Origin of the sequence: Pseudoalteromonas sp. MelDa3, from assembly GCF_002863625.1 — a bacterium.
Classification (GTDB): domain Bacteria; phylum Pseudomonadota; class Gammaproteobacteria; order Enterobacterales; family Alteromonadaceae; genus Pseudoalteromonas; species Pseudoalteromonas arctica.
Window position 1 is genome coordinate 22,729 of record NZ_PJBR01000003.1, and the last position, 23,728, is coordinate 46,456.

At 39.4% G+C, this 23,728-nt stretch carries 21 protein-coding genes; 12 read left to right on the plus strand and 9 right to left on the minus strand.

Annotated elements, in window-relative coordinates; translation table 11 throughout:
* Positions 1-265 precede the first annotated feature (265 nt).
* Both CXF89_RS00895 and CXF89_RS00900 read left to right on the plus strand, forming a co-directional pair.
* Entirely contained in the window at positions 266-970 is a 705-nt protein-coding gene (locus CXF89_RS00895; protein WP_121953526.1) for a hypothetical protein, read from the plus strand.
* A 115-nt stretch (positions 971-1,085) separates the two neighbouring features.
* The gene (locus CXF89_RS00900) at positions 1,086-1,829 is read left to right on the plus strand and encodes a zinc-dependent metalloprotease family protein (protein WP_007583576.1); all 744 of its coding nucleotides are present in this window, start codon (positions 1,086-1,088) and stop codon (positions 1,827-1,829) included.
* A 91-nt stretch (positions 1,830-1,920) separates the two neighbouring features.
* Here the strand turns inward: CXF89_RS00900 and CXF89_RS00905 are convergent, their stop codons facing one another.
* Positions 1,921-3,141 (minus strand): alkaline phosphatase family protein, encoded by a 1,221-nt coding sequence (locus tag CXF89_RS00905; protein ID WP_024591549.1) that lies wholly within the window; start codon positions 3,139-3,141, stop codon positions 1,921-1,923.
* A gap of 163 nt (positions 3,142-3,304) precedes the next feature.
* Here CXF89_RS00905 and dgt point away from each other — a divergent pair, with 163 nt between their 5' ends.
* Positions 3,305-4,771 carry a dGTPase gene (gene dgt / locus CXF89_RS00910; protein WP_121953527.1) on the plus strand — a complete coding sequence of 489 codons (1,467 nt, stop codon included), beginning with the start codon at positions 3,305-3,307 and terminating at the stop codon, positions 4,769-4,771.
* A 72-nt stretch (positions 4,772-4,843) separates the two neighbouring features.
* The gene (locus CXF89_RS00915) at positions 4,844-6,511 is read left to right on the plus strand and encodes a cell surface protein (RefSeq protein ID WP_121953528.1); all 1,668 of its coding nucleotides are present in this window, start codon (positions 4,844-4,846) and stop codon (positions 6,509-6,511) included.
* A 320-nt stretch (positions 6,512-6,831) separates the two neighbouring features.
* Here CXF89_RS00915 and CXF89_RS00920 read toward each other — a convergent pair whose 3' ends face one another.
* From CXF89_RS00920 to CXF89_RS00930, 3 genes are all read right to left on the minus strand, one after another.
* On the minus strand, positions 6,832-7,710 hold the full coding sequence (locus CXF89_RS00920) for a bile acid:sodium symporter family protein (protein WP_024591551.1): 879 nt from the start codon (positions 7,708-7,710) through the stop codon (positions 6,832-6,834).
* A gap of 86 nt (positions 7,711-7,796) precedes the next feature.
* Positions 7,797-8,378, minus strand: a complete 582-nt coding sequence (locus CXF89_RS00925; RefSeq protein WP_121953529.1) for a uracil-DNA glycosylase family protein — start codon at positions 8,376-8,378, stop codon at positions 7,797-7,799.
* 150 nt (positions 8,379-8,528) lie between these two features.
* On the minus strand, positions 8,529-8,885 hold the full coding sequence (locus CXF89_RS00930) for a VOC family protein (RefSeq protein WP_007583589.1): 357 nt from the start codon (positions 8,883-8,885) through the stop codon (positions 8,529-8,531).
* Positions 8,886-9,228: 343 nt separating this feature from the next.
* Here CXF89_RS00930 and CXF89_RS00935 point away from each other — a divergent pair, with 343 nt between their 5' ends.
* From CXF89_RS00935 to CXF89_RS00945, 3 genes are read left to right on the plus strand one after another with little or no spacing between them, the layout of a single operon-like run.
* Complete coding sequence (locus CXF89_RS00935; RefSeq protein WP_007583591.1) at positions 9,229-9,570, plus strand: hypothetical protein; 342 nt, start codon at positions 9,229-9,231, stop codon at positions 9,568-9,570.
* Complete coding sequence (locus CXF89_RS00940) at positions 9,567-11,168, plus strand: PepSY-associated TM helix domain-containing protein (RefSeq protein WP_121953530.1); 1,602 nt, start codon at positions 9,567-9,569, stop codon at positions 11,166-11,168. The genes CXF89_RS00935 and CXF89_RS00940 overlap by 4 nt, the downstream gene beginning before the upstream one ends.
* The gene (locus CXF89_RS00945; protein ID WP_121953531.1) at positions 11,165-11,500 is read left to right on the plus strand and encodes a DUF3325 domain-containing protein; all 336 of its coding nucleotides are present in this window, start codon (positions 11,165-11,167) and stop codon (positions 11,498-11,500) included. The genes CXF89_RS00940 and CXF89_RS00945 overlap by 4 nt, the downstream gene beginning before the upstream one ends.
* Before the next feature lie 222 nt (positions 11,501-11,722).
* On the opposite strand, the gene CXF89_RS00950 is transcribed toward CXF89_RS00945, so the two are convergent.
* On the minus strand, positions 11,723-12,253 hold the full coding sequence (locus tag CXF89_RS00950) for a lipocalin family protein (RefSeq protein ID WP_121953532.1): 531 nt from the start codon (positions 12,251-12,253) through the stop codon (positions 11,723-11,725).
* A 130-nt stretch (positions 12,254-12,383) separates the two neighbouring features.
* Here CXF89_RS00950 and CXF89_RS00955 point away from each other — a divergent pair, with 130 nt between their 5' ends.
* The 3 genes from CXF89_RS00955 to CXF89_RS00965 are packed head-to-tail and all read left to right on the plus strand — an operon-like array spanning position 12,384 to position 13,810.
* Positions 12,384-12,839, plus strand: coding sequence for a YaiI/YqxD family protein (locus tag CXF89_RS00955; RefSeq protein ID WP_007376692.1), 456 nt, complete (start codon positions 12,384-12,386; stop codon positions 12,837-12,839).
* A gap of 1 nt (position 12,840) precedes the next feature.
* Entirely contained in the window at positions 12,841-13,398 is a 558-nt protein-coding gene (locus CXF89_RS00960) for a DUF6942 family protein (protein WP_121953533.1), read from the plus strand.
* Positions 13,399-13,417: 19 nt separating this feature from the next.
* The gene (locus CXF89_RS00965; RefSeq protein ID WP_121953534.1) at positions 13,418-13,810 is read left to right on the plus strand and encodes an ACT domain-containing protein; all 393 of its coding nucleotides are present in this window, start codon (positions 13,418-13,420) and stop codon (positions 13,808-13,810) included.
* A 182-nt stretch (positions 13,811-13,992) separates the two neighbouring features.
* On the opposite strand, the gene CXF89_RS00970 is transcribed toward CXF89_RS00965, so the two are convergent.
* The 4 genes from CXF89_RS00970 to CXF89_RS00985 form a co-directional block, all read right to left on the minus strand.
* Complete coding sequence (locus CXF89_RS00970; protein WP_024592702.1) at positions 13,993-14,649, minus strand: class I SAM-dependent methyltransferase; 657 nt, start codon at positions 14,647-14,649, stop codon at positions 13,993-13,995.
* Positions 14,650-14,677: 28 nt separating this feature from the next.
* Positions 14,678-18,328 (minus strand): SbcC/MukB-like Walker B domain-containing protein, encoded by a 3,651-nt coding sequence (locus tag CXF89_RS00975; RefSeq protein ID WP_121953535.1) that lies wholly within the window; start codon positions 18,326-18,328, stop codon positions 14,678-14,680.
* Positions 18,325-19,572, minus strand: coding sequence for an exonuclease SbcCD subunit D C-terminal domain-containing protein (locus CXF89_RS00980; protein WP_121953536.1), 1,248 nt, complete (start codon positions 19,570-19,572; stop codon positions 18,325-18,327). The genes CXF89_RS00975 and CXF89_RS00980 overlap by 4 nt, the downstream gene beginning before the upstream one ends.
* 78 nt (positions 19,573-19,650) lie before the next feature.
* Positions 19,651-19,887 (minus strand): hypothetical protein, encoded by a 237-nt coding sequence (locus tag CXF89_RS00985; protein WP_002959190.1) that lies wholly within the window; start codon positions 19,885-19,887, stop codon positions 19,651-19,653.
* 579 nt (positions 19,888-20,466) lie between these two features.
* Here CXF89_RS00985 and CXF89_RS00990 point away from each other — a divergent pair.
* Both CXF89_RS00990 and CXF89_RS00995 read left to right on the plus strand, forming a co-directional pair.
* On the plus strand, positions 20,467-22,914 hold the full coding sequence (locus tag CXF89_RS00990; RefSeq protein ID WP_024592705.1) for a M1 family metallopeptidase: 2,448 nt from the start codon (positions 20,467-20,469) through the stop codon (positions 22,912-22,914).
* Positions 22,914-23,408: a DUF6702 family protein gene (locus CXF89_RS00995; protein ID WP_024609288.1), complete on the plus strand. Its 495-nt coding sequence runs from the start codon at positions 22,914-22,916 to the stop codon at positions 23,406-23,408. The genes CXF89_RS00990 and CXF89_RS00995 overlap by 1 nt, the downstream gene beginning before the upstream one ends.
* Positions 23,409-23,728: the final 320 nt, after the last annotated feature.

Genomic DNA, 23,728 nt, shown 5'->3' on the forward strand with positions numbered 1-23,728 from the left:
AATTAACGTCAAAAAGTCACTTTTAACCATTGTATTTAACTAAACAAACAAGTACCCACAAACGCGCCAAAGGCCGCATAAACCCTACAAAAAACCAATACTAAAAAGAGTGAAAAACATACCAAAAATAAATATCCTTATATTTTATAAGGAATTATGAAATTTAGAATTAATTCTTTTCGGTTACATTTATTATCTTGATCTAATCCATTTAATAATATAAAACGTAACAAACAGTTAACCAAAAAAACTAAAAGAGAAACAAATGAAGAGTTCTGTCGTCTTACTAATTGCTATACCATTATCGGCATTTGCAGTTTATGGGCTATTTTTTAATGCAGATGAAACGGGCGAACCTATCGCGCCTGTTGCTATTGATTTTGTTCCTATTGATTTACAAAAAACGCGCAATACACATCCCCCTGCACCTATTGATATGAGTAAAGATCCAATTACCGTTAAACCTATTGTTGCCCCTGACAACAGCTTACCGTTTGAAGAATTTGATGCCGTAAATCGCCTATCCGACAAAGCAAAGCAAGTGCTTATAAACGCAAAAGTTTTACCTACCGACTTACATAACGAAGCCTACATTGAGTTTGATTTAAATTCTTTACAGGCTTTAGAAACTGGCGAAAATTTTGATTTAGCTATTCCGCAAACAGCCGAAACATTCACCGCAGAAGTGACTAATGTGATTGAGTCTGAAAATGGCGATAAGAGCATATTTGGCAAAATAGTGGGTGTTGATGGCCGCATGCATAATACCGTTTTAACGGTAGGTAAAGATGCCGTATATGGTCAATTTACTGCGCCTTCTGGCAATTATGTATTCGAAAGTAAAGGTAAGTACGGATGGATTGCAGCAAAACGCGATTTATATAAAAGCCACATAGAGCATGATGTAACCGCACCAAAACCCAAATCAGATAAAAGCATCGATATATTTGCACCAAAAATTGATGGCTAACCAATAATCAAAATATAAAAAACAACTAAAGCCGCACTATAAGGCAACTTTAGTGTGTCTGCTTTTTATGAGCTCAACCAAGTTCCAACCACAACAAGAGTAAGGAAATACAATAATGAAAAAAGTAATCACAACAACCGCACTGGCTGCGGCATTATGTGCAGCAAGTGTTGCACAAGCAGAAACAATCGATATCGGTATTTTATATACCGACCAATCAGCTGCTGCAACTAGCAATATTGACACTAAAATAAATCAACTAATTGCTTTTAGTAATCAGGTATATAGCCAAAATGGCGTTGATATAACACTACGCTTAGCTGGCAAACAAAACTTAGGTGACTATGCAGTAACGCCGTCTGAGGATTGGTTAGATTCGGTTACAAATAGCAGCTACGTAGATGGTTTACGCAGCGATTGGAAAGCCGACATGATTGCCGTATTAGGTACTGGTCAAAGTGCTGGCAATGGGCTTATTTCATGCGGTTTAGCATGGGTTGGCCAAGGCACTAATGGCAATCTATACAGCTCAATGAGCAGCCGTATGTACTCAATCACTGCAATTGATTGTGGTGCAACTACATTTGTACACGAACTTGGTCATAACCAAGGTTTAGCGCATTCACGCAAACAAGGTGATACGTCTGGCGGTGTATATGTAGATGGCATGGGTCACGGCGTACAAAACGAGTTTGCAAGTATAATGGCTTACCCGCACGTTTACGGTAGCGCTACTCAGTACGATTACTTCTCTAACCCTGGCTGGAGCGTAAACGGTATTGCATTTGGTATTACAAACCAAGCGCATGCAATTCGCACAGTTACTGCTACAAAAACAAGTATTGCTAACTTTAAATAAGCTGCCCAATAAAAAAGTGGGCTAAATAGCCCACTTTAAAGTTTTAACATGTTCTTCCCTGCAGAGCGCTTACGCGCTCTTTTAGATTAAGCTAATGCACAACGATTTTTTGCTTAATTGCTGGCATTAATGTTTTACCATTGCCATCTACTTTGTTTAACAATTTAAGTCCCATCACTTTTGCAAGTACGGGGTAAATATCAAGGTTATTTACTTCTTTAAGGCTTACACCTTGTTTAAATGCAGGGCCTACAGCAATAAATGATGCTGCCATATCCTCGGTATATGCATAACCGTGAGTCCCTAGATAGGTTGGTTTTTTACCATTGGTAAATACCGCTGGCGCTGTAGTTTGCACCACAATATCGCCTACGCGAGTGCCTTTATTGTAATGATACGCTGCTAATTGTTCGTCAGTTAATACTGTATAACGACCGTTTGACGCATCTCGTAAACGTGCTTTGTAACCTTCAATATCAGCGTTTTTAGCATCAGGCTGAGTATAAATAAGTAAACGTGGGCCAGTATTTTTAACTAAAAAGTTTTCATCTTGAGGTAGTGTGGTTACATCAATGCTTTTATCTGGATCTATACTCGTCATACCGTGATCCGACACAATAACTAAGTTTACCTCTTGCTCTAATTTACTTAAGCGAGTTTGTAATTGCCCCATTAATTCATCAAGCTGTTTAACTGCATCACGCGTTTGTGGTGCGTCTGGCCCAAATTCATGGCCCATGCTGTCAACTAGCGAAAAGTAACTCGCAATAAAGCGTGGGCGCTGTGCTTTTGGTAAGCTTAACCACTGAATAATTTGATCAACACGGCTTTGGTAATCGCTGTATTTAGAATAGTGATAAAAGTAATCTGGTGTCATGCCGTTAAATAATGCATCTGACTCAGGCCAAAAATAAGTAGCCGATTTAAGCCCCTGCATTTTTGCTAAATTCCAAAGCGGAATACCCTTTACCCATGTGCTATCGCCTAATGCTTTGCCCATGCTGTAACAGTCGTTTTTACGCGCTTTATCACAAAAGCTATTATCAACAATGCCATGGTTTACCGGCAGTAAGCCCGTAATAATAGAAATATGATTAGGAAACGTTTTAGTTGGATAAACAGGTATTAGCTTTTGTGCGCGAACACCGCGCTCGGCCATTGCTTTTAAATTTGGCGCGCCGTGTTTTTCAATATAATCCCAACGCAGGCCATCAATTGATACAAGCACCACAGTTTGCTCTTTTGCAGCAAATGCGCTGTTCATTCCTAACATTAGGCAAATTGATACTGCCTTTAAAATCCACTGTTTCATTATAAACACCTATAAATGCACAACAATTACTCAAAAAATTATTTTAAAGCAAGTTGTTACTTTATGATACAAACTGATAGATTAAACCCTGTATATTAAAGACAAATGACTATGTGCTAAAAACTATGCCAGTCATCAATTGTAAAAAAGGACAAGTATAAAGATGACCATAGATTTTAGTAAAAAAATAACGCCAGCACGAATGTACCGCACAACCTCTAACTTACAGATGGCGCTAGAAAGCGACCGTGGACGTATTATTAACAGTGCTGCTATTCGCAGGCTGCAGCAAAAAACACAAGTGTTTCCGCTTGAGCGCAACGCAGCTGTGCGCTCTCGCCTTACCCATTCGCTTGAAGTTCAACAAGTTGGTCGTTTTATAGTGCAACGTATTTTTGCTAATTTAAGCTATGAGCAACAAAAAGATTACGGCTTAACCGAGCTAGAGCGCCCACTAGAAAGCTTAGTAGAAATGGCCTGCCTAATGCACGACATAGGCAACCCGCCATTTGGGCACTTTGGCGAAGCAGCTATTAACCACTGGTTTAATAACAACCTAGCAAGCGTAACACCCGAGCGCTGTAAAGAACCAAACACCGGTATAGGTGTTGTTTTTAAACACCTTGCGCTTGATATTTGTAACTTTGAGGGCAACGCTCAAGGCATACGTATAATTCATTCTTTGCAAACGCTTAATTTAACCTACAGCCAAAGTGCTGGTATTTTAAAATACACTCGCCCTGCTGGGCTTGATGTAAAAGACATACCCCAAAATAAAAACTACTTAATGAAAAAAGTGGGTTACTACTACAGCGAAAAAAACTTTGTTGAAGCGCTACAAAAAGAGCTCACTATTGAGCCTTACTGCCGCCATCCTGCAAGTTACATAATGGAAGCCGCCGACGACATTTCGTATTGCCTAGCCGACATAGAAGACGCCGTAGAAAAAGACATAATAAGCACTGAGTTGCTGTGCGAAAAACTTAAAAGTAGTTACAAAAAAGTATTAATAAATCTGTTAATCGACGACGCTCAACATCAAAATTTTGTAGACAAAGCCGTAGACTACGCACTAGAGCGTGCACAAGCACAACCCTATAATTTTAATAGTGAATTTTTTATATACTTGCGGGTTGCATTGCTACATCCGCTAGTAAATCACGCCGCAAAGCGCTTTATCGAAAATATAGAACCTATTTATCATGGCGATTTTAACCAAGCGCTTTTAGAAGATAGAAGCCATCTACATGCAGTAACTAAAACACTAAAGCAGGTAGCGCTTGAGCATGTATTTTCAAACAAAGAAGTCGAAAAATTAGAGCTACAAGGGTATCGCATAATTAATGGTTTGCTCGATTGCTATAAACCATTACTGCTACTAAACAAGGATGACTTTAAGCGTGCACTAAATGGCGATTCACGTTTATTAATAGAGTCGCGACTTGTTAAAAAGCTCTCTAAAAAGCACTTAAATAGTTACCAACACGCAATAGATGCGATGCAAGAAGAGCCCGATCACTTTGCGGCATACGAGTTTTATTATCGTTGTAGATTAATCCAAGATTATATAAGCGGTATGACCGACCAATTTGCTTACGATGAATATCGCAGCCTTATGGTTATTGATTAGTTGTATTACTCTGGATAATTTTTAATTTTGCGCTTAAAATCAAACTATTAATATTTAAGCGCGCATAACTTCATGATATCAAAACTAATTAGATTTACCCTTTGCTTTGCCTTATTTTATAGTGCGCAAAGTGCTGCATACAACGAAGCTATGTGCATTTTAATTAAACAAGAAATGCAGCAAAATAGTAATAATAAAGCGAGTCAAAAATATCGTAAAGCTGCGCGTGATTACAAAAATAACTGTAATAAGCCAAAAGAAATTCAAGCACAACCTAAGCCCCAAATAATGGAGCCTGAACCGGCGATTATTACTCAGCCCCAACCTAAAATTGTTGAACCTGCCCCTGTAATACAACCCACTGAAGAAGCTGTTAAAGATAGCATCAACGAGCAAACACTTAATTTAACTGATGATCAAAAACAACAAATTAACGATCAGCTAAATACCAATAGTAACGAAATAGTAATTGATGCAGAGCCAACAACAGTAGTACCCGAGCAAGTAGTTACAGAGCAAAAAAGCGAAGCCGCAATAGAGCAAGTACAACTGGCGACACCAGAGCAAAGCGTTCAACCTGCGTCTGAAAAGCCTGTACCTTTAAAATCAGCACCTGTGTTAACTAAACCAGCGCCTGTAATTGCGCCGCAACCTGTAGCACAAAGCCCAAGCTCGTTACTTTTACCCACTTTAATACTTGTTATAGTGGTACTTATTGGCGCTATGATAGTCGTGCGCCTGCGCCGTGCAAAACAAAGCAAAGCGATGGCAGAACCGACTATAGCGGCTCCACCTGAAGTTAAATCAGAAAAAATTGCTACGCCAGCTAAACCTGAAATTAAAGCAACAAAGCCAGTACAAACAACAAAAGATCCAGAGATTGAGCCTGTCGCCATCAACGAAGTAACTCAAGATAATAAAGCAGTTGAGAGCAGCGTAGAGGCAAATGAAGAGCCTTTAGAGCCTACGAACACTGCGCAAAATGCTGATATTGAACATACATCAACGCAAATTTCAGATGAGCAAAACAACGTAGCTACACAAGTGCAAACAAGCGAAATTGAGCCTACACCGCTTAACTCAACTGATACTTTAGAGCAAACAAGTACCGCTACGTTTAACGAAGTAAAACAAAAACCTGAACCTAATACCGCCGAGTTTGAAGCAGCAGCAAAAACAACCTTAGAGCGTATTAAAAATGCCAGCAGCTTTAATGAGCCAGAGGTACGCGACTTTGACCCAGATGCAAAGCCAGTAAAAAAACAACGTAAGCACTATACAGCGCAAGTAACGGGGCCTGCGCCAATAGAAGCCGAACATAACACTGTAGAGCCGGTTATTACTACTCCTGAGCCAGTAACAGCGAGTGAGCCGGTTATAGATTTACACGCTCCAGAGCAAATATCTGACGCTCAATCGACTACATATACAACAGAGCAAGACTTTAAAGAACCAGAAGTGCGTACATTTAACCCAGATGCACCATTACCTGGTGAAAAGCCGATGCCTAAAAAAGAAGACGCGATACCTGAGCAAGCACAAACAACACCGCTAGTTGATGAGCCAGTAATTGAGCCTAAAAAAGCAGACAGTAACAATCCATTTGCTAACTTATCGTTAGACTCAAGCTGGGATCCTGACTCGGCTGAAAAGCCCAAAATAGAAGAGAAAAAACGCGCACCTAAATCACAAGCTTTAATAGATGCAGAAGAACGCGCTAAAAACATGCAAACCAAATAGTAAGTTTTAAAATAACGCTTCATATTGTGAGGCGCTATTTTCGTAACCAAATAATTAACTGCTTTTTTACCCCATATTACTTACACTCTTATCCCATCCTAAATGCGCCTTAGTAATTAGAAGCTTCACCCCTCGCGCAAACAAGCTCAGCACCTAGTGCAATATTCAAGCTTGAAAGTCTTTTGTAAGCCTACAACTTGTTGACGCGATGGGTGCTGAGCATACATTTAACTGGTGGTATTTTTAGACTGGAGTTTACGGCTACGTTATCCGTAGCCTTAAATTAAAGTAACTTGGTCAACATGCCCTAATTAAAAGTCCTAGTTAACAGCCCTAGCGGTACGTTTATTTTTAAGCTTTAACCCGCCAATTAATAGCAGTGGCCCTATAAACATAGCAAGGCCATACACGCCACCGGTAACCGCGTATTCTGGTTTATTCAAAAAGCTAATAGCAATTAAAATAGCTAACGATGCATTTTGAATTCCAACCTCAATTGAAAGCGTCAGCGAATCAGTTAAATTTAATTTTGAACACTTAGCAATTAACCAACCAACAACCATTGAACCAATATTAAGTGCTATGCACGCCCAAAATACATCGTTAAATGAGCTAACTAATAAATCGCGCTCTTTTATTACTAGTGCTGCAATCATCATAAGCATAAAAAACAACGAGAAGCGTCTAAAAAACGGCTCTGCTTTAATAGCAAAATCACTTTTAAAGTGACGTAACCAAATGCCTATAGCAACTGGCACTAAGGTAATAAAAAATAGCCCTAATGAAGTAGTTAAAATAGAAAAAGTAGCATCGTCTGCTGGGGCAAACTGACTCATAGCAAAGCCAATAATAAACGGTGTGGTTATTATACTAATTGCGGTAGAGGCAGCGGTTAAACTTACCGAAAGCGCTAAATTAGCTTTAGCAAGCTGGCTTACTACATTTGACATAGTACCGCCTGGGCAGGCAGCTAATATCATTAAACCAATAGCGATAGGCGTTGGTAGGTTAAGTAAATAACACAGCCCTAATGCTAATAAAGGCATTGCTACAAGTTGGCCTATTAAACCCATAACAATGGCAAGCGGGCTTTTAAATAGACGAGTAAAATCGTTTGTTGTGAGCCCAAGACCCATACCAAACATAATAAGTGCAAGAGCGAGCGGAAGTATTACTTCGGTTAATATAGATGCATTCAAATTAGACAGCCTCGTTTGTTATTGTTTTTAATTGGAGTGTTAATTTTTAAGTTAACTGTAACGCCTCTTTGCAATAGCTAGAAGCATTACTTATTTAAAATAGTCGCAATGCGTTTATCCAGTTCTGGAAGTACATCTTGCTCAAACCATGGATTCTTTTTAAGCCATATATTATTACGCGGACTGGGGTGTGGAAGCACTAAATAATTTGGCCAATACTCACGCCACGATTTTACTAACTCCGTAAGTGGCATTTTTTTAGTCTCCGGTAAATGATACGCCTGCGCGTATTTACCTAATACTATTGTCAGCTCAATATTTGGTAGTGCAGCCAATAATTGCTCGCGCCATGCTGGGGCACATTCTTTTCTCGGTGGTAAATCACCCGACTTACCCCTACCCGGATAACAAAAGCCCATAGGTAAAATGGCTATATTATTAGCATCGTAAAATTCATCCCTTGTTAGCCCAAGCCATTCTCGCAGGCGGTTTCCGCTTGCATCGTTAAACGGCACGCCTGTTTCGTGAACTTTTATACCCGGTGCTTGGCCCGCGATTAAAATACGTGCGTTTGGGTTAAATTGTATTACAGGTCGAGCCCCTAAAGGTAAATGAGGATCACAGATCACGCATTTACTAACTTGGTCTATTAATTGGTGACTATTCATGTTTATTTGGCCTTAAATGCTTAATTTTTATCCTAAATGGCCATTTAGGATAAATGAGTTGGTAAAAAATCGGTTTATTTTATCTAAAATGGCGATTAGTTAGTAAAATCCTGATCTTTAAGCCTAAATGCCCTACAGCCCTTATAGTACCTAGTGTTCTTTCGCCCATACCGCAAATTCGTTACCACTTGGTTCTGTAAAGTGAAACCGACAACCGCCAGGAAACTCAAAAATAGGTTTTAATATTACTCCGCCAAATGTCTCTACTTTTTTAAAGGTTGCGTGTATGTCGTCGCTATAAAAAATAAGTAATGCTGCCCCATGCTGAGTTAGTGATTTTAATGGAGCCTGAAAAATCCCACCATCTAACCCCTGCCCACTAAACGCCGTGTATTCTGGGCCGTAGTCAGTAAACTGCCAATTAAATACATGACTAAAAAAGGCCTTAGTTGCGGGTAAGTCGCATGCAGGAAACTCTACGTAATTTAGTTTTTCGTGATCGCTCATCGTTATTTCACTCTTTATTTTTACTCAGTTTATTAACCTTAAGCTTTACATGCAGCCTGTGCAATATCATTAAACAATAACAGATCAGTATTTTACTAAGTAATCTGAACTCTGGATAATAAATCTATCTCGAGCAGCTATTTTCAGCCCTAGAGAAAATAAATTTAAATATCACCATAATTCAATACGTATAAAACCTGTTAACCAAGGTTCAGGTTAAGTAAGAAGGATAATTTACTAAAAGTTAGCCGCCGTAAATGAGAATAGCTATCTTTTGTATTTGTAACATATATAATAGCGCCTTTGTTTTATCCTCAGCTTTAAATAAAGGGATTAATTAACTATGCAGGCACCTTTGCACAGTGCGCCATTCGATAAGGTTAACGTAATTGCGCTTATAGTAAAAAGCGTAAGCAGTTATCGAGTTTTGGTATTTTTACGTTTTTTTATTGCCATAATTGGTGGCTATGCCTTTACCTCTGCAAGTACTGCGTTATTAAGTTTTGTATTGCCAATAGCTAAGCAAGACGCTGTACTGTTTAGTGTTTCAATCAGCATTTTAATTTATGCCGTAGTATTTATTTATGCCTTTAGCGTTAAATCATTAAGAAAAGTTTGGATCAGTATTTTACTAAGTACAGGTGCGTTTATCGGATTGCTTGTATTACTAAAGGGTTGGGTATGAAAGACAGCTTTTTTAGATCGATGACTTGGTTACACACTTGGGTAGGGTTACTCGTTTGTTGGTTATTATATTTAATATTTTTTGCAGGAACACTTAGCTTTTTTAGAGACGAAATAACGCTGTGGAATCAACCTGCCATACATAATGTACAAGCCCAAACACAGCGTATAGAAGCGCAAAAACAACAAATAATTACAGGGTTCGATTACTTAGCTAACCATGGAGCTAACTCATCAAGCTGGCGTATTACATTACCTGAGCCGCGTATTCCTTATTTAATTTATGGTTATGCAAAGCCAAAAGAGCCAGGCCAGCGCCGCAGCCAGTTTAAAAACACACAGTTAAACCCTAATACCATGAAAGAGCTTGAACCCTTTGTAGATACTAAAGGTGGTAACTTTTTTTATCGGCTGCACTATGATTTACATTACATGGATGCAATAACCGCACGCTGGATTGTATGTTTTGCTAGCTTTTTTATGCTGATTGCCATTATTTCGGGTGTGGTTATTCATAAGCGTATTTTTAAAGATATGTTTAGTTTTAGACGTAATAAAGGTAGCCGTACGTGGTTAGATGCCCACAATTTAAGCTCTGTGCTTGCCCTGCCTTTTCATTTAATGATTACTTACACGGGCATGATTACGCTCATATTTATGTTGTTTCCCTACCCTGCGCAAACGTCTTACGATAACGGCATGCGTGGCTTTTTTAACGATGTAACCCCTCGCAACACCATGACCGATAAAGCCCAAGGCGAATCATCAATGGTGCCGATTCAAAGCATTTTGGATCAGGTTTATACTAAGTGGCCTCATGCAGATATTACTCGCGTACAAGTTAACCAACCAAATATGGCAGCTTCAACAATTACCGTATTGGTAAGCGCAGGTAAAGCACTACGTGACCAAGCACCACGCTTAATATTTAGTGGTGCTACAGGGCAAATGGTCGCTAAAACTGATGACGAGCTAACTAGCAGCAAAGCGCTTTACGAGTCGCTTAATTCAATGCATACGGGGCGTTTAGCTACGTGGTTACTGCGTTGGTTATACGTATTAGGCGGTATTGCAGGCTGTGTAATGATTGGCTCTGGCTGTATTATGTGGGCTAAGCGAATTCGCGAGCGAACTAAAAATAACGTTAAACCTTCGTTTGGTTTAAAACTAGTTGAAGGGTTAAACCTAGCCACTATTATGGGACTTCCACTGGCAACGTGTGCATTTTTTATTGCTAACAGACTACTTAGCCCAACTACCGCAGAGCGCGCCGATAAAGAAATACTCGCGTTCTTTTTAACATGGCTAGCGGTTGCTCTTTTAGCACTTATAAAGCGCGACACACTGCAATGGCGAGTTATGGCAGCTATAAATGCTGTTGCATGTTTAAGCGTACCGGTTATTAATGCACTTACAACTAACGGTAATCTAATTAGCTATTTGATGCACAAACAGTGGGCTTTATTTACTTTTGATGCACTGTTTTTGTTATTTAGTATATTGTTTTTTATACAAACCGAAAAATTACGTACTGCTAAAAACAACTCAAAAATAATCAGCCCTAGTCAATCTAATAACCTTAAAAGGCAAAAACCATGATTGATTTACTTGGGTTTAGCCTATGCCTGCTCAGTTTTAACTGTTTTGCGCTGGCTAAGTATAATCATTTTAAAGATGTATTTAAAAAACGCCCTACAGAATCCCAACGTAAAAAGCTGCTATTAGCTGCTTGGATCAGTATTTTACTAAGCTTGGTGCTTTGTATAGTTACTCAAGGTGGATATGGAACATTACTATTTTGCGGGTTTATGAGCCTAAGTGTCTTAATTATAATGGTTTTTTATAATTTTTTAGTAGGCTACGTAAAGTGGTTTAGTGTTTTAAATCGCGTGTTAGTTGTACTAAGTGGGTTGTTTTTAGCGTTAAACTAGCCTTAGTTAGTAAAAACGTGATCCGTTATTTTCTCATATATTAGGCAAAAAAAATGGCAAGCTATATAGCTTGCCAACAATAGGGGATATTCAGTGTTTCTAATACTTGCTGTCTCACGGCAAGTGCATACAATATAACCATAATATATGTAAGTTACTTTACAGTTAAATTACTCTTTTATTACTACTTTAAAAACGTATATAACTAACTGTAAACCCCCTTTACATAGTCTCTTGGTTTACCAAAATTATTTCATCGGTAGCAAAGCCCAACTCTTTAGCTTTAGTTAAAAAGTGTTCTTTAAGCTCTTTGCTAACCGTTGGTGTACGCGATAAAAACCACAAGTAATCTTTGTTGTAACTGGTTATAAATGCATATTGGTAATCGGGTTGGTCAAGTTCAAAAATCACGTAAGCGCCATAAAATGGACCAAAAAACGAGACTTTAAAATGCCCTGTGTCGGTGCCTTCAACAAACTTGGCTAATCCTTCGGCGTCATTCCATTTTTTATCATCCGTTAAATACCCTTTGTTAAGGACCTTTACTGTGCCGTCGTCGTTAATTGAATAAGTAGCGGTAACTTGCTCCATACCTTCTTCAAACGAGTGATTAAGACGCGCTATTTCAAACCATTTTCCTTTATATTTTTGTATATCAAAGTTTTTAACGGGTGTTATTCCCTCAGGAGGGCTGTTGCAAGCACTAAGAAAAAATAGCCCTGTAATAAGTAAACCGTATTTAATAGCCTTCATGTAAGCTCCTTTTTAAATTACATAAATAGTACGTATTATCTAAATATAGATGGATATAAAGTTTGCTAGCCGATTAAAAAATTTTGCTATAGGATCATATTAATTCTAAAGCAATAAAAATGACCATAGCATGAAAATTTGGGTAGATGCAGACGCGTGTCCTGTTGTTATAAAAGAAATACTTTTTAGAGCTGCAGAGCGTATGAAAATCGAGACTATTTTAGTGGCTAATCACGCAATGCGTATTCCGCCGTCAAAATACATAAGCCGCGTTCAAGTATCGTCGGGGTTTGATGTAGCCGACGACGAAATAGTAAAACGTATTGAAAAAGGCGATTTAGTTATTACTGGCGATATTCCGCTAGCAAGTGAAGTAATTGATAACGGCGGGCAAGCACTCAACCCGCGTGGCGAGCTTTATACCACCGAGAATATCCGCTCAATACTTAACGTGCGCGACTTTATGGATACCATGCGCTCAAGTGGCGTAGAAATGAGTGGTGGGCCACCGCCACTTAGCCAAACCGATCGCCAAAACTTTGCAAATAACCTCGACCGTATTTTAGCGCAAAACAAGGCTAACTAACTTGAATACCCAATTAGTTGGCTTAGGTGATACGCAATTTAGCGTGGCGGTATACGTAGCAAAAGCGCCGCCAATGCCGTTTTTTGAAACACTTGAATGCCTAGAACCGGTTATAAATGAGCAAATAAATACCATAAACCAGCACTGTGGTAATGGTTGGCGTAAGGTATTTAACGTTTACGCCAAAGTGCTATTTTCCCTGCCAAGTGAGCATTATTCATTTGCTAAACAAGCCCCTACTTGGCAACAATATCGCGATGAGTATTTACTGCAAAAAAACAGTAAAACTGCCCTGCTATTTAGCGCGCCTAACACTACTATTACGTGTGCAAATAAAGCTACTAGCAATAAAAACCAGTTGCACATAATTGCCGGTCGTACGCACGCTAAAAACTTATTACAACAAGGTAAGTTACATGCACAATTTGATTGGCTCGACGACGAGTTTGCAATAGACACCAGTAACAACATTATTGTGTGCCCATATTTTGATTATAGACAGTTAAGTAATATAAAAATTGCGAGATTAAGCGAACTAGTCGCGCAGCTAAAAAAATAACACATTGTAAGGAACGACCATGGCCGGAATTTTAGAGTTAAACGAATTATTAAAATCAATGCAGCCTGTGCTTAAACAAGGTGAATACATATTTTGCTGTTTGGCAGGGAAATTGGCTGATTATGTTCACTTAGAGCCACTTGCCACTTACGTTGAAGAGGAAGGGCTAACCCTTATTTTAAAAGCTGAAACCGCCGATAAAGCAGGTATTACTTACGAGGGTAAATATAATTTAATTACTCTTAATGTACATTCAAGTTTAGAGGCCGTTGGTTTAACCGCTGCGGTATCTGCAAAGCTCACTGAGCATAATATAAGTGCTAATGTGGTAGCTGCGTTTTATCACGACCATATTTTTGTACAAACAGATAAAGCACAAGCCGCGATGAAAGCGCTTGGAGAGATTGGTTAGGGTTGCTGGCACAGTAATGATCTGAGTGATGTGGATATTAGAGCGTCGGGTGGCGCTTCGCTTAACCGACCTACGTATAAAATAAAAGCGTGGTGTAGAGAGGGTTATATAAAAACACCGAGTTTGTTCACTCGGTGTTTTTATTGGTGCCAAATAGCGGGTGCTTGTTCAGCTTGTAAAACTTAAACTACATACCCACTAAAGCCTAGCGCTTTAAAATACAGCTTCGGAATGCCAAATTTGCACTCATTTAGCAGTTCGCTAAAGCGCATTCTATCAAGCGGGTAAAACTCATTTTCTAAGTCGTGCCCTGTTTGTGTTTTACCTGTTTCGGTTAAACCCAATTGCGCGCACGTTGTAAGCTGGGCTTCGCGCTCAAATGAAGTTTCAGGGCGCATTAAATCTGCAATATAAAGGTTTGCGTCTTTTTTAAGGCTTCCTTTAATCGCTTTTAGTAACTCTTTTTTATCGCCGTTATCTTGTACAAAATGCATTACCAATAAACATAAAACGGCATCGGCTTTAACCGATAATTTATTAACAGGTCCACTATGAATATTAACGCGGCTTGCTATGCCTTGCTCATCAAATTGCTGCTTCGCGATAGCAAGCATATCGGCCGATGTATCTTGCGCGGTAAATTGCCATGTAGGGTTTAGTGCCGCTAATGCGAGTACTTCTTTGCCTGTGCCTGCCCCTACTACTAAAATATGCGCATTATCGCTTAGCGTTGCTTTTAGCTGCGCGTTAGTGAGCTGATGTAATAATTCATAACCAGGAACTAAACGGGTTATACGGCTATCGTATTGTGTTGCTTGCTCGCCTGTAAACGTTGGCATTGTATCTCCTTGTTTTCAGTAATGTTGCTTATAAAACTTCAACTGTGGAATATCCACCTGGCTTTTTGGCTACATGCACTTGAGTGGCTACACGCTCGCTCATTTGTGTTACGTGCGATATAACGCCTACTTTTCTGCCTTGTGCTTGCAAAGAATCCAAAGCGTCCATTGCAATGCTTAGGGTTTCGCTGTCTAACGTACCAAACCCTTCGTCAATAAACAAAGAATTGATTTGTACTTTGTTTGACGAAAGCGATGCTAAACCAAGTGCAAGTGCGAGCGATACTAAAAATGACTCCCCGCCTGAGAGTGTATTAACAGAGCGTTGCTCGTCGGCCATGTCGCGATCGATAATCGCAATGTCGAGCGTTTGCGCTATGGCGGTTAATTCGTAGCGTTTGTTGAGTGTTTTTAAATGGCTGTTGGCATAGTGCAGTAATATTTTTAACGTTTGTGTTTGCGCTAAGTTACGCATGGTTTTACCCGTTGCATCACCCAATACTTTATTAAGCAAATGCCACTGTTCAACCAGCGTTTTAAGTTTAGTTAACTCAGCCTGCTTACCTTCAAGCGCTTTTGCGTTTTGGTTGTGTTGCTCAATAGCGGTATTAGTTGCTAGTAATGAATTTTGCAGCTGCGTTTGTTGCTCGTTTAAGCTGCTTAGTTGAGTACTTAAAGCCTCTGCACTTTGCGTTGGTTTATCGCTACTGTTGTGTTTTTCAAGCGTAAGTTGCTGCTGTTTTAATGCGGCGTTTGCATCTGTTAGGGCTTGAGTTAACTGCTCGTGCTGAGTTAAATGCGCTTTAATAGTATCGCTACTGAGCGTTAGTAAAATTTTGACCTGTTCGTGCGTTGCATTGCTATATTGCGCTTTAAAGTCAGTAAACCACTGGTTATAACGTGCCTCAAGCGTTGCTAGCTCTTGGCTGTTTTCAAGTAAGCGTTGCTCAACATTTTTAAGCGTTATAGCGTGCTCATCTCGTTGTTTTATAGCGTCGTCATATGCTTTTTGACTCGCTTGAACCTGCGATTGCATTTGCTCTTGCGCACTTGTAAGTTTTGCTTGGTAGTCGTCTGCGCTTATTTGCTCGTTATTAAATAAAGCTAAGCGCTCACTTTGCGTAGCGTTTAATAGCTCTTTAGCTTTTACAAACTCTTCATTAAGTGCTTTTAACGATTGTTCGTTGTTACTTATAAGCGGTGTGAGCTGCTTTATTTGCTCATTAGCTGTGTCTTGACGTTTTTGGCTTTGCTCAAGTTGCATTTGAGTTTGCTGATACTGCGTAACTTGCTCGTGCAACTGGGTAAGCTCAAGCGTATTGGCTTGTAGTTGCTGCCAAAAATCACTGTTTTCAAATTGGCTATTAAGCGTTGTACCGAGCTCGTTAATTTGCGCACTTAGTTCGCTATGCTTACTCGTTATTTGGTTTTGCTGATGTGTAAGCTCAAGGTGTTTATTACTAAGTTGCTGCTGTACTTGCTGCTCTGCTTTAAGTGCTGCTAGTAGCTCATTTACTTTAGTTTGCAGTGTACGTTGGCGTTTTTGCTGCTCAAAGTATTGCGCTTTTTGCTCCGTTAACTGCTTATAAGTTACTTCAAGCTGATCAGGCGTTAAGTCGTTAAGCTCGGTGCGTGCACCTTGCATGGTATTTTTAATGTCGAGCTGTTTAGCTTTTGCTGTTTGTATTATTTGCTCAAGTTGTCCGTGTTCAGCAGTTAATACGGCATGTTGAGTTTGGTGCTTATGCAGCTCGCTTTGTGCATGGTCAAATTGCTTTTTAGCTATATTAAAAGCATTCTCAAAATCAGTAATTAAGTTATTTAATTGCTGATTTTGATTTACCGCATACGGGTGCTCCGTTGCGCCGCACACTAAACAAGGCTCATTAGGGCGAAGCTCTGTGCGTAAATGTTCTACGTTTTCGCTGGCTCTTAAGCGCGCTTGGTTAAGTGCGTACTCGCTGCCTTTAAGCGCTTGCTCACTGGTTATTAAATGCTGATTAAGTAAAGCATGGGCTTGCTGGCTTTCATTTAACTGCTGATTAAGTACTTGTTGGCGTTGAGTGCTTTGTTTTAGTTCTGCGTTAAATTGCCCGTAGCGCTCTCGCTGCTCTTTTAAGTAATCAATACTTTTTAGCTGCGCGTCGCAGTGCTCTGCATTAAATTCATTAAGCTGAGTATTTAATGCCTGTAAAGTTGATTGCTCACCACTAAGTGCCACCTCGCACTGCTGCACTTTATTATTTTGCGCATTTAAAAGATCGCTCTGACTTGCAAGCTCGCTATTAAGAGTTTGGCTTTGTGCAAGGTTTGCGGTTAATTGCTGCTGTGCATTTAAGTAAGTATTAAAGCTTTGCTGATAGTAGCTCCAGTCTTTTGCTAAAACATGCAGCTGTGCATGCTCATTAAGCCATTGCTGGCTTTTAGCTGAGTCGGTATTAGCAAGTTCAAGCTCGCTATTGCTTTGTTTAAGCTGTTGTTTGAGCTCATCTAATAGAGATTGCTCTTTGGTTATTTGCGACTCAGTACCTTTTACAGCTTGAGTTTGCAAGGCTATATTGCTATCGAGCTCTCGCGCTTTAGCTATAACGGGCGCTGCATTTTGTTTTTGCTCATTGGCGTTATTAAGCAGCTCGGTGTGTTTAGTAAGCGCGGTATTACGCTCGTTAATTACCGCTAAATGATCAACACTTTTAAGCGATGTTATTTGCTGATCCAAAGCCGTATTTTGATCGGTTAACAAATTAAAACGGCTGCGGTTATCTTTTATTTCAAGCGCTTGTTTAGCTTGTTTTGCCTGCTCGCTTTGCTCAACGATACTTTCAAGCGCTGAGCTTGCTTGTTGCTGGGTTTGCTGTGCTTGCAGTAAGTTTTGCTCAAGTACTGTAGCTTGCTGATACCAGTTAAGTGCTTTTTCGGTTTTGGATAGCTCTTTTTTAGTGTGTTCGGTTTGCGCTTTTAAATCGGTTAACTTGGTTTGTTGTAGCTCAAGTTCATCGCTCGTTAACAAAGTATAGCTTTCAAGACCAGCTTTAAGCGCTTCAAGCGTTGCTACTTGCTCTTTATGGCGCTCAAAAATACGCACGCCAATACGGCTAAATTTATCGGTACCTGTTAAGCACTCTAAAAGTTGCGCTCGCTCATCGCCAGTGGCTTTTAAAAACGCAGCAAACTCATGTTGTGCTAAAAGTACGGCACGGGAGAATTGCTCAAAGTTAAGCCCTATTTTACTCTCGACTTCTTTTATTGTGTGGCTTTTGTCAGCTATAAGGGTTTCGTCTGGCAGGGTTACTAAAGTGTGCTCTGCTACTTTAAGTTTGCCTGTTACTTTTTTATGGGTTCGTGCAATTGTATAGCGCGCACGATAAAGCTGTTTATCTTGTCCTAAAAAGTCGACCTCGGCGTAACCTTCCCATGTACCTCTGCGTAGCAAGTTTCGCGCATCATTAAGCTTAATGCTGTCGCCGTTAAACTCAATTAAGTTACCTTTATCACCGCGCAGCCTCGCTGTTTTTGTATAAAGGGCTAAACAAATAGCATCTAAAAAGGTACTTTTACCAGCACCGGTATCGCCTGTTATAGCAAACAATCCTGCATCTTTTAATGGGGCTTTAGTAAAGTCTATTTCAGCGTCAACTATTGAAGCTAAATTATGAATACGAACTGCGGTTATTTTCATAGTTGTTCTTGCTCCGTAAGCTCGTTTATCACATCACTTAAAAGTGTTTTTAGCTCATCGGGTACGCTTTGCCCTGCCATGTCTTTATCGTTTGCGAACGCTTGTTCTAATAGGTTTAGTGGATTGAGCATTTCAACTTCGCTTAAATCTTCAAATACGGTGTTGTCGTCATTTTGCGCTGATTGCTCACGTACACGTTCAATACCACAAAATTTAATATGCTTACCTTCAAGTGCTTGTTCTATTTGTTCTCTGAATGTTGTGTCGGTATCGCTTGATTTAAGCTTTACACGTAAATAAGGCGCTATTGTATTTTGTGCAGTGTCGAGCGCTTTAATTTGCTCGCATAGTTCGCTTAATGGTACACACTCCCCTTTTGGTAAAATAATTACATCGGCAGAGCGCGGAATGTAAAGGGGGTTTACAGTTGTACTAATATGTTGTTTTTCATCAATAATAAACTCAACAACATTTACTTGGTGCGTGTAGTTACGTTCTGAAAACGACATAGGGATAGGTGTGCCGCTGTAGCGAATAACATCACTTTTAGCGACTTGTTGCGCTTTGTGTAAGTGCCCAAGGGCAACGTAGTTGGCTTGTTTACCAAATACATTGGCTGAAATAGACTCTTCACCACCTATTACTAAGTTACGCTCAGAATCACTTGAGATGTCCCCGCCCTTTGCGTGTAAATGCCCCATAACTATTAATGGTGAGTTTTGCTCGTTTATATTAGTAGCTTGCTCTAGTGCAAGTTCGTAAGCTTTTGAAACGCCTTGAGCATAACTAGGACCGTTTTCGGTTTGGCTAAGTAAACTTACATCACTTGCGCGTAAAAATGGCATAGCGACGATTACAGCGCGTTTACCATTGGTATTTATGGTAATAACAGTTTCATCGGGTGTTGCGACATCAAAGCGCCCTACTACGTGAGTATCAAACTGTGCAAGTAATGGCTGAGCTGCCAAAATACGATTTGCAGAGTCGTGGTTACCCGCAATAATCACTACGTGTAATAGTGGGCATGCTTTTTTGGCGTCTTTAATAAATTGATAAAGCTGATTTTCAGCGCTAGCACTTGGAGTTGCTGTATGATAAATGTCGCCAGCAACTAAAAGTAAGTCTATTTGTTGTTCAACAAGAGTGGCTAATAACCATGTAAAAAAAGCTTGATGTTCAACACGGCGATCGTGTTCGTAAAATTGTTGGCCAAGGTGCCAATCTGAGGTGTGGAGGACTTTCATGTCGCGCTCTTAATAAAACCGTAAGAGCGCCAATATACCCAAGGCTGTTAAAGATGCAAGCCTAAGGCATGCATTACGTTAGGTTAAACTGTACCAAGCTGAAAAAACAACCGGTAATGCTAAAAGTGCCATTAATAATGGAATTTTTAACGTTTTAGTTTGTTTTGCGTGTAGCGCCTTTAGTGCATTAGTTTCGTTGCACGCTGCTACTTTATCGATATAAAAATAACCCGAATCGAGATACTGCTTACAGTTATTCTCACTTGCTGGAATCGCAATTAGTTCTTGTTGTTTTTTTAGGATGTAAAAATCCATAAGCCCACCGCATTTCTTGCTAGTAATCGATATTAATTTGAGGATAAATGTGACGAATTTATTTGCCTCAAATAAAAAGGTTGGCGATTTTAAATATAAACAGCACTAAAGATCAACCTAAAATTACACTATTTGTCATTTATCGTACAAATAGCGAATATTAATGAAGTTCGGCAATATTTGAGCCAATTATTTACTCGTTTCACTGTATTTTTGTTCAGTAGAGTGGGCTTTTAGGCCATTTTACTTGTTGCGAATTAGTAATACTTATACGTAGGATTAATGGTCTACCTGGTAATGTCAAAGCAATACTTTTTTAGCAATATATATAAAATGAATGATATTTTTTTAAGTTCTGGGACTTTGTATTTAACCGATCAAAACCATTATTAAAACCCAATTTTGTAAACCCCCTTTACAGTTTTTATCTATTCGTATTTTGTTACAAAATAATTGTATTTTTCAATCTAAAAAACTAAGTGAACATCACCCTAAAAATACGGTACTTGGTCGCTAATTTATTGAAGCTAACTGGTATATTTGTCAAAGTACGCTCACAAAATTATATTAGGACTAACAATGAAAAAAATAGGTCTTACGCTAAGTGCTTTTGTATTGCCATTCGCAATATCTAGTGCAGCTATGGCGTCTTCGGTTGAGCAAACAAAAGGTTCTTTTGTTGATAAATTTCGTCAATTAGACGAAGCACTTCCTACACCCAATGTTTATCGTAGTGCCGCTGGCGAACCAGGTGAAAAATACTGGCAGCAACGTGTAAACTACGATATTGATGTGAAGCTAGATGAAAAAAAGCACCGCATCACTGGTAGTCAAAGCATTGAATATAAAAATAACTCACCACATACGCTTAAATATTTATGGTTACAGTTAGATCAAAATATTTTTAAAAGTGACTCTATTGCCGAAACAACTAAAACGTTTAAAAGCACTTTAGAAAGCCTACCAGCTCAAAAGCCCGCTAAATTAAGTTTAGGTGAATTACGTCGTCAGCAATTTATGAGCGACAACGAACTGGGTTATACAATCAGTGGCGTAAAAGATGACGATGGTAAAGAGCTACGCGTAACTGTAGTTGATACCTTAATGCGCATCGATTTAAACGAGCCATTAAAACCAGGTAAAGAAGTAGAGTTTAGCATGAACTTTGCCTTCAACATTGTTGAAGAGGATGCAGTGGGTGCACGTTCTGGTTACGAGCACTTTGAAGAAGACGGCAACGACATATTCTTAATTGCTCAGTGGTTTCCTCGTTTAGCGGCTTATACCGATTACGAAGCATGGACAAACAAGCCGTTTTTAGGCTCTGGTGAGTTTACGCTTGAGTTTGGTGATTACGATGTTGAGATTACTGTTCCGGCAGATCACATTGTATCGGCAACAGGTAAACTTGATAACGCGAGCAAAGTACTTACAAGTACTCAGCGTAAACGTTTAAAGCAAGCCGAAACATCTAAGCGTCCTGTGTTTATTGTTAACGCAGAAGAAGCGCTAGAAAACGAAAAAGAAGGCACCGACAAAACTAAAACGTGGCACTTTAAAGCGCAAAACGTACGTGACTTTGCTTGGGCGTCGTCTCGTAAGTTTATGTGGGATGCAAAGGGTTATCAGCAAGGTGGTGACGTTCAGCCTTTAGTTATGGCAATGTCGTTCTTCCCTAAAGAAGGTGGTGACTTATGGGAGAAGTACTCAACTGAAGCGGTAGTACACACAATGGAAGTGTACTCTAAGTATTCTTTTGACTACCCATACCCAACTGCGCAATCGGTAAATGGTCCTGTTGGCGGTATGGAATACCCAATGATTACCTTTAACGGCCCACGTACTAAGTTACAAGATGATGGTACACGTACTTATTCTCAAGCTGAAAAGCGCTTTTTACTTGGCGTAGTTATTCATGAAGTGGGTCATATTTACTTTCCAATGATTGTTAACTCAGATGAGCGCCAATGGACGTGGATGGATGAAGGCTTAAATAGCTTTTTAGATGGCGTTGCTGGTCGTGAATGGGATCCTACTATTCCTTGGGGTGTTGAGCCTCGCGATATAGTGAGCTACATGAAGTCTGAAAACCAAGTACCTGTTATGACTCAGTCAGACAGTGTATTACGCTTAGGTCCTAATGCTTATACTAAACCTGCAGCAGCCCTTAATATTTTACGTGAAGTAATTTTAGGCCGTGACTTATTCGACTTTGCATTTAAAGAGTATGCTCAGCGCTGGAAATACAAGCGCCCTACTCCAGCTGATTTTTTCCGTACAATGGAAGAAGCCTCTGGTGTTGATTTAGATTGGTTTTGGCGTGGCTGGTTTTACACCACAGACCATGTAGATATCTCTTTAGATAAAGTATATCAACTACGTTTAGACACTAAAAACCCTGATATTGATTACAGCCGTTTACGTGATATTGAAGCAGACAAACCTACTTCATTATTTGTTGAGCGTAACCGCGCACAAGGTAAAAAAACATGGGTTGAGAAAAACTCTGATGTTACCGATTTTTATGACGAAAACGACCGTTTTACTGTAACCAATAAAGAACGTAACTCGTACAATAAGTTTTTAAAAGGCTTAGAGCCGTGGGAGCGTAAAACGCTTGAGCGTGCTTTAGAAGAAGATAAAAACTATTACGTTATGGAATTTTCAAACCTTGGTGGTTTGGTAATGCCTATTTTATTAGAGCTAACATATGAAGATGGCACTAAAGAAGAGCGCTATATTCCTGCTGAAATTTGGCGTCGTAATTATAAAAACGTTCAGAAGCTGATTGTTACCGATAAAAACAAACCGCTTGTATCAGTTACTGTTGATCCAGGCTGGGAAACAGCTGACGTAGATGTTGAAAACAATAACTACCCTCGTCGTATTATTCCTTCACGTATTGAAGTGTTTAAAAAGGAAAAGAGTAAAGCTAAAGTAAGTCGCGATATCATGCAAGATATTAAAACTGAGCTTAAAACTGATGAGAAGAAAGACGAAAAGGATGACGGTGAGGAGCAGCAATAATGCGCTTTTTGCTTATTATTGTTTGCCTTTTAGTTGCTGCGCCAAGTATGGCGCATCAACTAAAGTCGTCAGTTACAACCGTGCTTTTTAATAAACGAACGCATAATGTTGAATTAATGCATCGCTTTTATTTACATGATACCGAACACGCCGTAGGAACATTGTTTAAAGGCAAAATTGATATTATTAGTAATAAAGCCGACCAACAACGTTTTGCTAAGTATGTTGAATCGCATGTTGCTCTACAAACGTTAAGTGGCGAACCTTTACCACTTAGCTTTGTTGGGGCACAAGTTGATGGTAAGTTTTTTTGGGTTTACCAAGAAGCACCAATTCCTGAAAATATTGAAGGAATTAAAATGAGTAATGGCGCACTTCGTGATTTATGGCCATCTCAGGTAAATATGGTAAACGTTGAGGGCAAAGGTAAGATTAAAACTTTAAACTTTGCTCAAGATGATACTTGGCTCGAAGCCCGCTTTGAGCAAAATTAATATTTAAAACTTCCCCAACCGACGCGCACAGCAGTTGTTTATGTGCGCGTTTTCTTCATACGTTTAAACTGCGTTCATGTTTGATCTGTTATTTGTAAATTTACGTAAAATTTGTGAGTTCAATTTGTATATTTACCTTTTTTTGCGCATGATATATCAAGCACTTAAATTACCTTGTTATCAATAGATTGATAATGGTGCGTATTAATATTTAAATATAGTTAGTTTCATTTATCCCTTTGTATTTACCGGCCTAGGGCATAAGCAGTAGAGAATTTTATGTTTAAATTTCATTTAGTAATAACTAAATTCAGGGAATG